The organism is Clostridium sp. MF28, assembly GCF_002969175.1.
GTDB lineage: Bacteria > Bacillota > Clostridia > Clostridiales > Clostridiaceae > Clostridium > Clostridium beijerinckii.
The window spans coordinates 2,586,281-2,599,638 of record NZ_CP014331.1 but is presented as its reverse complement, the minus strand read 5'-3'; the positions used below and the strand labels follow the sequence as shown (position 1 = coordinate 2,599,638).

The window sequence follows — 13,358 nt, the reverse complement described above, 5'->3', positions numbered from 1 at the left end:
TATTTAAAATTAGTCTCTTAACTTGTGATTTTAGCGTATGTATTTAAAATATTGTTCTAAATGCATTAGTAAAACTAACTTTAAAGGAAATTATGAACTATTGAATTTGATTAAAAGTATTTAATTTGAGAGAGGTAGATTAATATGAAAAAATTAAAATTTGCTATTATTGGTTGCGGAAGAATCTCATATAAGCATGTTGAAGCATTAGCTAAAAATGTAGAAGAAGCGGAACTTGTAGCGACTTGTGATGTGGTTTTAGAAAAAGCGGAAGCAAAGAAATCTGAATACATAGAAAAAACTGGAGCAGCTGAAGATTCTGTGCATGTATATACAGATTATAAAGAAATGTTAGAAAAAGAAGATATAGATGTGGTTACAATAGCGACAGAAAGTGGCTATCATGCTGAAATTGCTATTCATAGCATGAAAAAAGGAGCTAGTGCATTAGTAGAAAAGCCAATGGCTATGTCTATTGAAGATGCTAATGAAATGATTAAGGTGGCTAAAGAAAACGATGTTAAGCTTGGAGTTTGTCATCAAAATAGGTTTAATAAGCCTATACAGAAATTAAGAGAAGCTATAGAAGACAAAAAGTTTGGAAAATTAGTTAATGGTACAGCTAGAATACTTTGGAATAGGAATATGGGATATTATGAACAAGCACCTTGGAGAGGAACTTGGGCATTAGATGGTGGTACACTTATGAACCAGTGTATACATAATATAGATTTACTTCAATGGATGATGGGTGGAGAAATCGAAAGAGTTTATGCCGAATGTGATACTTATCTAAGAGATATTGAAGCTGAAGATTTTGGTGCTGTAATAATAAGATTCAAAAATGGTGCTATTGGAATAGTTGAGGGATCAGCTTGTGTTTATCCTAAAAATCTAGAAGAAACATTAAGTATATTTGGCGAAACAGGAGCAGTATCAATTGGTGGTCTTGCAGTTAATGAGCTTGAAACATGGAGATTTGAAGGCGAAGATGAAGAAGCGGTTAAGAAGTCTGTAAATGTTAAAATAGATAATGTATATGGAGAAGGACACACACCGTTATTTAAGGATGTAATAGATTCTATAAATGATAATAGAGATCCGCTAGTATCGGGAGAAGAAGGTAAGAAGGCAATGTCTATAATACTTGCAGCATATAAATCAAGAAAAACAGGAATGCCAGTAAAATTTCCATTAACAGATTTTAAAACATTAGATATGAAAGAGAATTAGCAAAGATTTTAGTTTAAATGTATTAAGTTGTTGAATACATTTAAACTATTATTTCATAAATATGTAAAAAGTATATATAAAATAGGAATACTTAAAAAATGTGTTGGGCAAAATTAATTAGAATTGTTTATTATGGCTTAATATATTTAAATTACCAATAATAAGATGAGAGGATGATATATTGTGAAAGTAAAAAAAGCTATTATACCAGCCGCAGGTCTTGGAACAAGATTTTTACCTGCAACTAAGGCGCAACCAAAGGAGATGCTTCCAGTAGTTGATAAACCAACAATTCAATACATAGTTGAAGAAGCAATCGCTTCTGGAATTGAAGAAATCTTAATCATTACAGGTAGAAACAAAAAATCTATAGAAGATCATTTTGATAAATCAGTAGAATTAGAATTAGAATTAGAGAAGTCTGGAAAATCAGAATTACTTGAATTAGTAAGAGATATATCTGATATGGTTGATATACATTATATAAGACAAAAAGAACCAAGAGGATTAGGTCATGCAATTCATTGTGCAAAAACTTTTGTTGGAAATGAACCATTTGCTGTTTTACTAGGTGATGATATTGTTGATAGCGAAAAACCATGCTTAAAACAATTAATAGACTGTTATAGCGAATATAAAACTACTATCCTAGGAGTTCAAACAGTAGCTAAAGAAAATGTTTCCAAGTACGGTATAGTAGATGGAATACATGTTGAAGATAGAGTTTATAAGGTAAAAGATTTAGTTGAAAAGCCTAATACCGAAGAAGCACCAAGTAATGTTGCTATACTTGGAAGATATATTATAACACCAGAAATATTTAATATATTAGAAAATACTAAGCCAGGAAAAGGTGGAGAGATTCAATTAACAGACGCGCTAAAAACTTTAATTGGAACTGAGGCCATGTATGCATATAACTTTGAAGGTAAAAGATATGACGTTGGAGATAAACTTGGGTTCTTGCAAGCAACAATAGAATTTGCCTTAAAGAAAGATGAATTAAGAGATGAATTTATAGATTATTTAAGTTCTAAGCCATGGGAAAATAATTATTAGAAAATAAATTAAGAGTAATTAAATTAATAAATCCTAAAGTATATTTTAGGATTTATTAATTTATAAAATATACATAACGATAGTAGTTTTGATATGTATATGAAAATCTAATATCAGAAATTAAACTTTTAGAAACTAATAACGATTGGTATACTTTTGAATTAAGAATCTTATACCAAATATAATTAGTGAAATAAGTAATACAATATTTAATACCGAATTACCAAATTGTATAAATAGTGTACATATCAATAAAAATATAAATACACCTAAAAGCCATTGTATAAATCTCATTATTTTGTCTCCTTGTAAAATTAATTTTGTAATATTAGTTTATCCTAAATTGAAAGATGCAATTCATGAAAATTTTCCTAGTAATTGAAGAGAGATGAAGAATATAGTAAAAATCGTTATAAAAAACTAATTATAATTAACCTTATTATGATTTTTTATGGCGTGTACATGCTGGCATATGCAATTTAAAGATATAGTAAAATTTACAAACAGCTTGAAGTAATTGTATTCAATTATTTTATTACTTGTAGTATAATTGTATTAAGTATAAAATAATGGTAAATTTAAGTTGTTATATAATCATGGAGTTCGTATGATTAGAGGATGGTGGGACAAATGCAGGATTATGAGAAGCTGTATAAATCGCTAAAGATAGAATATGAAACATATCAGAAGTTTTCAGAACAACATATACAAGAACTAAATGAGAAAAACGTAAGACTAGAAAAGAGCATAGATTCTTTATCTAATATAATAGAAGTAAGTAAATATATAAATACATTTTTTAGCAGTGATAATTTAATATCTCTAATTAATGACATGATTCTTGGAATACTAGGAGTTACATATTCAACCATATTTATGATAGAAAATGGTGAGTTAATAGTTAAGGCAAGCAATATTGAGAATATGAATATAAATCTAACTTCTAAGGAGTTTGTTCATATAAACAATGGAGAGGAATTCTTAGTTAATTCCAGAAAGCCTTTGAAGCAGACTGGAGAACATAAAATAGACATACATTCAATTATGGGATCGCCAATAAAGCTGAGAGAAAAATTTATTGGATATATAGTAGTAGAACATAATCTCTATAAATTTATGAACATAGAGCTTAAACTTTTCCTTAGATCAATTGCAAACCAGATTGCGATTGCAATAGAAAATTCTTTGCTATATAAAGAATTAGAAAAAATAAATCAAAGAGACCCTCTACTTGGAATATATAATAGGAAATACTTTTTTGAATTCTTAGAAAAGAATGATAATAGAAAATTAAACGATAAATTTGCCATAGTAATGATAGATATAGATGATTTTAAGAAGGTAAATGATACATATGGTCATCAATTTGGTGATAAGATTTTGATTAACACAGCTAATATTGTTAAGTGTGGAATAGATAAAAATGATATCTTCGCCAGATATGGAGGGGAAGAATTTATTCTATATATTTCAGATTTTACTAGTGAGGATAATGTGTATACCAAAATTGAAGCTATACGACGTACAATTGAAGGTAGTAAAATAAATTGTAACGGTAGAGATGAGTCTATAACAGCAAGTTTTGGAATTTCATTTTTCCCTTTAAATGGTACAGACTTAAATGAACTTATAAGTAAGGCTGATGATTTATTATATAAAGCTAAAAAAAGTGGTAAGAATAGAGTTCTGAGTGGAAATATATTTAAAATCTAATAATAATATTATAAAGCAAACTTATTTATATTAATAAGAATGCTTTTTTATTATTTAGGCTAATAATATTTTATAGTGGATAAGTAAAAAAATTATTATTAAATTAAAAAGTAGTTATTGGCTAAATTTATATTATCTTTAAAGCATCCGGTAAAATATTTTGTAACTTGTGGTATTTATTAATAAATATATAAGGAGGGTATATTATGGATAGTAAAAAGTTACTATCTTTGATAAAAAGAGAAGAAGGAACAAAGTTAGATTTTAAATTGAAACTAGAGCTTTTCTGTGAGACAGGTAAGAAAGAATTAACTAAAGATATATGTGCCATAGCTAATTCGAGTGGGGGAAGAGGATATATAATTGTTGGAGTTGAAGATAAAACCAAGAATATTATAGGCATACAAGAAAATGACATGTTTAAAGAAGAGCAGATACAGCAAATAATAACGACAAGATGTGAGCCTCCAATACCAATAGAAGTTGATTTTGTAGAGATTAAAAATAAGAAAATAGGCGTAATATCAATTTATGATGGGGGACAAAAGCCATATCAAGTTAGGGATAATGGAGCTTTTTATATAAGGAGAGGTTCTACTACAGATGTAATGAGAAAGCAAGAATTAATTGTATTATTTGAGGAAAATCTAAGCTTAACTATTGAAACATGCCCTCTTATAAAAAGTAGCATTGATATTCTAAATATGGAATTGGTTAATAAATATTTCAGCAAAAAGGGTATAGAAATTAATGAAGAAAATAAGAGATTTTTACTGTTAAGTGCAGGAATAGCCTTTGAACATAAAGAAGGCGCACCTCTTAAATGCACATATGGAGGATTGCTTGTATTTTCTGATAAGAATTATATATATATTCCTAACAATATGATAAAAATCATTAATAAGTTAGAAAAAACCAATGGAGAATTGCACATAATTCAAGGAAATCTTTTATCTATGATAGATAGTGCAGAAGAAAAAATAAAAGATATATTACCAAAGAATTATCCAATGCAAGCAATAATTGAAGCAATAAAGAATGCAGTTCTATATAGAGAATACTTTGATTTGAATAAAATAATCGAAATAATTATAGATAGGAATAAAATTATTATTTCAAGCCCTGGTGAGTTCATAGATGAAAATGTAAAAGGGCAAAGAACCAATTATAATAAAAGAAATATTTGGTTATATGAAAAACTAATTTCTTTAGATGAGAAAAGAAGATTTTTAAATAGCGGAAGAGGATTTACAATTATTAAAAATTCTTTTAAAGGGAAAGGCAGAGTTAAATTTATTAATTCACGAGCAGAACATAGTTTCAAGGTGATATTGCCGAGCATTGAAATTAAATGACATGGAGTTTAAATCTAAATAAGTGTATATAAAATATGAATTATTGCCAAAATTTAAGGTTGAGGATATACTATAATAAGTAATTCTAATATGAAATTTAGAATAATATTACTTTATTAACCTGAAATGCAGCATAAGTTAAAAACTTATGTAACAAAAAGTTGTGATGAAAAGTTTAATAAATTTATGAAGCTAAAATATATTTTTTGAGAAATACGTATAGTTTTTATAATCTGGACTTGTAATCTGCAATTAGTTTATATTAACTCAAATAAGAAAATTTTAGGAGGTACTATAATGGCAAATGTATTAGATGAGCTATTAGAGAGAGGATACATAAAACAATTTACACATGAAGAAGAAACAAGAAAATTATTGGAGAATGAAAAAATAACTTTCTATATAGGCTTTGATCCTACAGCAGATAGCTTACATGTAGGACATTTTATAGCAATGATGTTTATGGCTCATATGCAAAGAGCAGGACATAGACCGATAGCTTTAATTGGTGGTGGAACTGCCATGGTTGGAGATCCAAGTGGTAAAACTGATATGAGAAAAATGCTTACTAAAGAAGATATTCAGCATAATGTAGATTCTATTAAGAAACAAATGGAGAGATTTATAGATTTTTCTGATGGTAAGGCAATATTAGCAAACAATGCTGATTGGCTTTTAAATCTTAATTATGTTGATTTCTTAAGAGAAGTAGGAGTGCACTTTTCTGTAAACAGAATGTTAACAGCAGAATGCTTTAAACAAAGATTAGAAAAAGGATTATCATTCTTAGAATTTAACTATATGTTAATGCAAGGATATGATTTTTATGAATTAAATCAAAAATATAACTGTAAAATGCAGCTTGGCGGAGATGATCAATGGTCTAATATGATAGCTGGAGTTGAACTTGTAAGAAGAAAAGCTCAAGGGGAAGCTATGGCTATGACTTGTACTTTACTTACAAATAGTCAAGGACAAAAAATGGGTAAGACTGTTGGAGGAGCATTATGGTTAGATCCTGCAAAAACTTCACCATATGATTTTTATCAATATTGGAGAAATGTAGATGATGTAGATGTTGAAAAATGCTTGGCATTATTGACATTCTTACCAATGGATGAAGTGAGGAGATTAGGTGCGCTTGAAGGAGCTGAGATAAATGGAGCTAAGAAAGTTCTTGCGTATGAGATAACTAAACTTGTTCATGGAGAAGAAGAAGCTAAGAAGGCAGAAGAAGCAGCAACAGCATTATTTGCTGGTGGAGCTGATATGTCAAATGTTCCAACTGTTACTATAGCTAAAGAAGAAATTGGTTTACCTATATTAGAGGTAATGGCAAGTACTAAAATTATTCCATCTAAAAAAGAAGGTAGAAGATTAATTGAGCAAGGTGGCTTGTCTATTAATGGAGTCAAAGTTGAGGACGTTAATAGAATCTTAACTGAAGAAGACTTCCAAGATGGTGCTGTATTAATTAAAAGAGGAAAGAAAAACTATAATAAGATAGAAATTAAATAATTTTATTATACAAAATATGTTGTTAATTGAAGGTGTAAAAACTTTTAGTTAACAACTTTTTGTTTTTTTGAATACTAATAAAAGCTTTCAAATATTGTTGCCAAATAAGTATAAATCATATATATGGCAGTCTCATCTATAATACATACAAACATATTAATAATATTTTATTATGATGTATCGGCAAGTCAGATTAGTATTTATATTTTTTACGGGTATCATATGTTTGTACATAATAAATTATTATCTTGTAAATAATAAAAAATGAAAATTACTTGAATATAAGTAATCCTAATATTTAAACAAAGGAGAGATACAATTATGAAAAACAAACTAGATAACAGAAAAGATAATGTAGATAGAATTCAATATAACATTGATAGAACCATCTTGAATTGCGAACTTGCAGATGAAATGATAGAAAAAACTGATGATCCTAAAATGCAAGAAACATTAAAAGAGAAGAATGATAGAAGAGAAGAAGCGCTTCGAGGCATGAGAGAAGAAATTAGAGATGAGGCATTGGATAAAGAAAGAGGATATAAGTAGAAGGAATACGTATAAATTTAATAGCATTTAACAAAAAAATGAAGTATAAAGTATATTATTAATATATAGTATATCCTATTAAAATATATTAAGTTACTAAGTGTAAAATAAAAATCACTTGTGAATTATTTATAAGTCACAAGTGATTTCTATTTAAAAGCTTAATGAATATCCTAATTATATGAAAAAAGTATTTGTTAATTTACATAGTTTCAGGTTATAATAGTAAGGTGATGAAAAGGTTTAAATTATATAGTAATTATTTCTTGTAACAATCCGATATACAGTATATAATATTATCGCCAACATATTTGTATTTTCTACAAAATTTTCATTAATGGCAGTAGCAATTAATATTTTTGAATTACTATAAAGTTTAATTTTACAGGTCATATTGGAATATTGAAAATAAAATCTTAAGGGAGGAAAAAGTGTGAGCTATAAATTATTAATAATAAACCCAGGTTCTACGTCAACAAAAATATCTGTATTTGAGGATGAAAAGGAAGTATTTGGAGAAACTATAAGACATTCTTCAGAAGAAATAGGAGAATTTAAACATATCTCTGATCAACAAAACTTTAGAACAGAAGTTATATTGAAGATATTGAAAGATAATAAAATAGATATAAAGGAATTAGATGCAGTAGTAGGTAGGGGGGGGCTTTTAAAACCAATCCTAAGTGGCACATATAATGTAAATGATAACATGTTGAAGGATTTAAAGGAAAGTATTAAAGGAGAGCATGCATCTAATCTAGGTGCTATAATAGCAAATGAAATTTCTAAATCTATTGGCAAATCTGCATTCATAGTAGATCCAGTAGTAGTAGATGAAATGGAAGAAATAGCTAGATTGTCAGGTGTTCCAGAGCTTCCTAGGAAGAGTATTTTTCATGCGCTAAATCAAAAGGCAGTAGCTAAAAGATACGCTAGAGAAAACTCTAAAAATTATGAAGATATAAATGTTATCGTAGCACACATGGGTGGCGGTGTTTCTGTAGGTGCACATAAAAAAGGAAAAATAGTGGATGTTAATAATGCACTTGATGGTGAAGGAGCTTTCTCCCCAGAAAGAAGTGGTGGAGTTCCATCAGGCGATTTGGCTAGAATGTGTTTTAGCGGAAAGTATACATTGGAAGAAATCTTAAAGAAAATAACAGGAAAAGGTGGATTTGTAGCTTATCTTGACACAAACGATGCTAGGGTTGTAGAAAGTGCTGCACTAGATGGAGATCCAAAGGCTAAGATGGTACATGATGCTATGGGATATCAAGTTTCAAAGGAGATAGGTGCGGCAGCAACAGTACTTAACGGTAATGTTGACGCTATAATTTTAACTGGGGGAATGGCATATGGAAAGCCTATGGTTAATCTAATAAGAGAACGAGTAGGCTTTATAGCACCTATGGTGATCTATCCAGGTGAAGATGAAATGCTTGCTTTAGCACAAGGCGTAATTAGAGTACTTAACGGAGAAGAAGAAGTTAAAGAATACAAATAAATTATTAAGTGAATTTAATAAGATAATGATAGAGGTGAGGGTTCTTTAAAACGGAGGCTTCACCTTATTTTTTATAACCTTAAAATTTGCAAGTATAAATGCTATAATGTTATATCGAATAGGTGTGTACTCGGATAATATTATAATAGATTAATCATGCTGAATATCTAAATTGTAATTAATAACATTTAATTTTTTAGTTAACTTATGCTATGTTCATACGATAAGTATAATAGAGTGATCGGGAAAGTACGAATGAAATTAGTAGGGGAGAAGATAATATGCCAGGAATTTGGAATATAAATAATGGATATAATATAAATACAAAAAAAATTTCTAGCAAGTTAACTTTTGAAGTAGGGGAACGCTTTACAGGAAGAGTAGTTGCAAAGGGAGATGGAAAAGATATTACAGTCAAGTTATCAGATGGATGGCAATTTATTGCTGAGCTTGAGGGAAATATCAATTTGGATGATCTTAAGTTAGTTAAGTTCCAAGTAAACGGATTTGAAAATGGGAAGTTAAAATTAAAACTAGTAGAAGATTCTGTAGATGAAAAATCAACTGGTGATGAAAGCTTTCAGGAAATAATCGATAAAGAAGGCCTTTCAAAGGAAGATATTGATATTTTAAAACAGATGGTTAAGCGTAATCTTCCTCTAACTAGAGATAATATTAATTTAATTAAAGGATTAATTCAATTTAATGGAAAGATAAGTTCAAATCCAAAGGAAATAGATGCATTTATTCAAACATATCTTCAAAGTAAAAATATATCTGGAAATAGTGAGGAAGGTCAAGCTGTTAAAGAGATGCTTACCAAGTTCCTGAATGAATTTAAGAATATGTCACAAGACGATATACTTACATTTATAGAAAATAATTTGGATTTTTCGGAAGAAAGTATAGATAGTTTTAACAAGTTGTTTAAAGGAAATTCATCAATAGAGCAAATATTAAAAAAGATGAATGAGTCATTAAATTTTATAGAATCACCAAATAATAACCTTGAGACTGTAGTTAAAAATAAAACAATAGATAGAGAAATTGACTTGATGAAGAATACTACAGATACAACTAAAGCAATAGCATCGAAGTTGTATAATGAGAATGATCCTTCAAATAGGAAAATAAATGTTCTGGATGTATTAAAAACATTAGCAGGAAGTGAAGATAGTGAATTAAATATAGCTCAAAAGTTTGCTGATAATGAGAAAAATAACTTAAATACTCAAAAAGTAAATCTTTCACCTTCGTTAGTTGAAAAATTAAATAATAAAGAAATAGTTGAGCTAATAAAGGAAACAATGGGTAATAGTATCACAACTGATAGTGAACCCAAGACACAAGCACAAAGTCTTATAGAATCATCAAATAAAAATAAATTAGAAATATTATTAAGTAATATTGAAGGCAGGGAAGTTAAACTTACTGATAGTGAATATAAAGAATTCAATAAATTATTGAATAATAGAATTGAAGGAAAAGATCACTATGAAGAAACAGTATCTAATGATAAAGGTGGAAATATACAGCCTAAGGAATTGTCAACATCATTTAAGGAAAACTTTGCTGATCTAAAAAATGAGGATTTACTATTAAGAAGTAATTTAGATAGCAAAGAAGCTATAAAAGCTGATATGAAATTCAAGATAGATGGAGTAAGGGATATAGTTAAGAACTTAATAGCACATGTGGATTTAAAGGATGCAGGATATGAAAAAATAATGGATTTAATAAAAAATAATATAAATGATATTAAGGTATTCAATTCCGTAAGCAATGAGTATTATTATTTAAATATTCCTATAAATGCAAATAGCCAAGAATATCCATGTAAACTAATAATAAAGGATAATAGAAAAGATGGTAAAAAAATAGATAAGACTAATGCTAAAATGGTTGTTAGTGTTAAAACAGCTAATTTAGGAGAGGTCGATGGATATTTGACATTAAGAGATAACAGAATTGATGTAAATTTAAAATGTGAAAGTCATTTTGCATCTATTTTAAACAATAATAAATCTAAATTAGCAGATGGGTTATCAACACTTGGGTTGTTTGTTAATATAAGTGTATCCATGAAAGAAAAGCCTGTGGACTTAGTAAGTTGTAGAAATTTCTTTAACGATTTAACTATTTCTGCTATCGATATTAAGGTATAATAATTAGTGTATTCATTTAAAATACGCAGTTAATGTGCAATAAAGGAGTCTTAATTATAATGCTTTTAGATCGTAAGGAATTTTAGCTTTAATTGTACATTTTGGCACTATTGAAAATATTGGTTAGGAGTGTACAGGAGTATGAATCAGAGGAAGAAAGCCGCAGCATTAAAGTATGAATTTAATAGCGATGCACCAGTAGTTACAGCAGCTGGGATGGGGCATATTGCAGATAAAATAATAGAAAAAGCAACGCAAAACGAAGTACCAATAGTATACAATAAAGAGCTAACTGATTTATTGTGTAATGTAGATGTTGGAGATGAAATTCCTACGGAATTATATGAAGCAGTAGCTCATGTAATTGCTTTTCTTACTGATTTGGATAAGAAGAGATTATAGACAGAAGAAACACGGAAGGTGAGAAAATGGCACTTTATACTATTTCAGATTTACACTTAGGTTTTAATGTTGAAAAGCCAATGGACATTTTTGGAGATAAGTGGAAAGCGCATTCTGATAAAATAAAAGAAAATTGGCTTAAAAAAATAACTGAAAAAGATATGGTGCTTATAGCTGGAATATATCTTGGTCTTTAAAAGAGAATGATAGTAAATATGATTTGGACTGGATAAATGAATTACCAGGTAAAAAGATTATAAGCAAAGGAAACCATGATTATTGGTGGGGGAGCATATCGAAATTAAATAAGATGTATGAAAATACTAAGTTTCTCCAAAATAATTTTTATACTTATGAAGATTATGCTATATGTGGGACTAGAGGATGGATGTGCCCAGGAGGGGATAAATATACTAGCAAAGATGAAAAAATATATACCAGAGAACAAATAAGGTTGAAACTTTCGTTAGATGCTGCGAAAAATAGTGGATTTGAAAAGATAATTGTTATGCTTCATTACCCTCCTACAAATGATAAATTTGAGGAATCTGAATTTACACGAATGATTAAAGAATACAGTGTAGAAAAAGTTATATATGGACATTTGCATGGTCCAGTACTACTTGGAAAAGTATTGAATGGATATTTAGATGGAGTAGAATATATATTAACATCAGCAGATTATTTGAATTTTGATCCTAAAAAGATATTATGATGCAGATAAATATAGAATGAAATTTAATTCAACAAATATAAATAGAAAATTTGTTGGAGTTTAAAATTAATCTGAATAATAAGCAAGTAGGTAATTGTATTTATATATTATTATAAATACAACTGGAATAAGTAGGTTATATTTCTTTACATAATTATAATAAGATTTGGAGTGACGTTTTATGATTTATTCCTTAGAAAATGAAAAAATTAAAATTACTGCTAGTGAACATGGAGGCGAACTACACTCTATAACAGGTAAGAAGGAAGGTACTGAATATCTTTGGAATGGGAATCCGGAATATTGGAAATACCACGCACCACATTTATTTCCTATAATAGGCAAGCTAAAGGATTCTAAGTATAGAGTTGATGGAAAGGAATATGAATTACCATCTCATGGATTAGCAAGAATTTCTCAATTTACCTTGCTAAGTCAAAGCAATGAATCTATTACTTTTGAGTTAAAGTTCTCGGATAAAAGTCTTGAAGTATATCCATATAAGTTTTCTTTGCAGGTTACTTATGATATTAAAGAAAATAGTGTAAAGGTAAGTTATAAAGTTATCAACTTGGATGATAAAAAAATCTATTTTTCAATTGGAGCTCATCCAGCATTTATGTGTCCAATTGAAAAAACAGAGATATTAGAGGATTATTATCTTAAGTTTAATGAGAGAGAGGATAGCTCAATTATGTGTTTTGATAGGAATACATATTTTACTCATGAGAAAAAAGATTATTTAACTAATAGTGATATTATTGAACTTAAAAAAGATATATTTAAAGATGACGCATTAGTATTTGATGATTTAAAATCAAATAAAATTACAATAAAATCAAAGAATCATAATAAGTCTTTAAGTGTGGAGTGTGATGGATTTCCTTACATGGGAATATGGGCTCCAGCTGATGGCGCTCCATTTGTATGTATAGAACCTTGGTTTGGTCATGCTGACTATGGCGATTTTAATGGAGACTTTAAGGATAAAGAAGGAATAATGTTCCTAGAAGAAGGAAAAGAATTTAGCTGTAGCTATATAATTTCTATTGAAGAGTAAAAATTATAGCATAATTGAAATAATAAAAGCTATCTAATTGAAAATATTAGATAGCTTTCTATTGTTTATTAATAAATAGATTTTA

At 28.5% G+C, this 13,358-nt stretch carries 10 protein-coding genes and 1 pseudogene; all 11 read left to right on the top strand.

The window, feature by feature from the left end; all coding sequences use genetic code 11:
- Nucleotides 1-144 precede the first annotated feature (144 nt).
- The 11 genes and pseudogenes from AXY43_RS11355 (at nucleotide 145) to AXY43_RS11305 (ending at nucleotide 13,273) form a co-directional block, all read left to right on the top strand.
- Nucleotides 145-1,233, top strand: a complete 1,089-nt coding sequence (locus tag AXY43_RS11355) for a Gfo/Idh/MocA family protein (RefSeq protein WP_017211257.1) — start codon at nucleotides 145-147, stop codon at nucleotides 1,231-1,233.
- 183 nt (nucleotides 1,234-1,416) lie between these two features.
- Nucleotides 1,417-2,292 (top strand): UTP--glucose-1-phosphate uridylyltransferase GalU, encoded by an 876-nt coding sequence (gene galU / locus AXY43_RS11350; protein ID WP_012060773.1) that lies wholly within the window; start codon nucleotides 1,417-1,419, stop codon nucleotides 2,290-2,292.
- 630 nt (nucleotides 2,293-2,922) lie between these two features.
- Entirely contained in the window at nucleotides 2,923-4,005 is a 1,083-nt protein-coding gene (locus tag AXY43_RS11345) for a sensor domain-containing diguanylate cyclase (protein ID WP_023973950.1), read from the top strand.
- 206 nt (nucleotides 4,006-4,211) lie between these two features.
- Nucleotides 4,212-5,360 carry an AlbA family DNA-binding domain-containing protein gene (locus AXY43_RS11340; protein ID WP_023973949.1) on the top strand — a complete coding sequence of 383 codons (1,149 nt, stop codon included), beginning with the start codon at nucleotides 4,212-4,214 and terminating at the stop codon, nucleotides 5,358-5,360.
- Nucleotides 5,361-5,657: 297 nt separating this feature from the next.
- Entirely contained in the window at nucleotides 5,658-6,878 is a 1,221-nt protein-coding gene (tyrS, locus tag AXY43_RS11335; protein ID WP_105411551.1) for a tyrosine--tRNA ligase, read from the top strand.
- Nucleotides 6,879-7,199: 321 nt separating this feature from the next.
- Entirely contained in the window at nucleotides 7,200-7,427 is a 228-nt protein-coding gene (gene tlp, locus AXY43_RS11330) for a small acid-soluble spore protein Tlp (protein ID WP_023973947.1), read from the top strand.
- A 433-nt stretch (nucleotides 7,428-7,860) separates the two neighbouring features.
- Nucleotides 7,861-8,931: a butyrate kinase gene (gene buk / locus AXY43_RS11325; protein WP_012060764.1), complete on the top strand. Its 1,071-nt coding sequence runs from the start codon at nucleotides 7,861-7,863 to the stop codon at nucleotides 8,929-8,931.
- A 281-nt stretch (nucleotides 8,932-9,212) separates the two neighbouring features.
- Nucleotides 9,213-11,096, top strand: coding sequence for a flagellar hook-length control protein FliK (locus AXY43_RS11320; RefSeq protein WP_023973946.1), 1,884 nt, complete (start codon nucleotides 9,213-9,215; stop codon nucleotides 11,094-11,096).
- Between the two features lie 141 nt (nucleotides 11,097-11,237).
- Entirely contained in the window at nucleotides 11,238-11,498 is a 261-nt protein-coding gene (locus AXY43_RS11315) for an EscU/YscU/HrcU family type III secretion system export apparatus switch protein (protein ID WP_012060762.1), read from the top strand.
- A 26-nt stretch (nucleotides 11,499-11,524) separates the two neighbouring features.
- Nucleotides 11,525-12,213: pseudogene (locus AXY43_RS11310) on the top strand (metallophosphoesterase).
- A 181-nt stretch (nucleotides 12,214-12,394) separates the two neighbouring features.
- Nucleotides 12,395-13,273 carry an aldose 1-epimerase family protein gene (locus AXY43_RS11305; protein WP_105411550.1) on the top strand — a complete coding sequence of 293 codons (879 nt, stop codon included), beginning with the start codon at nucleotides 12,395-12,397 and terminating at the stop codon, nucleotides 13,271-13,273.
- The last annotated feature ends 85 nt before the right edge of the window (nucleotides 13,274-13,358 follow it).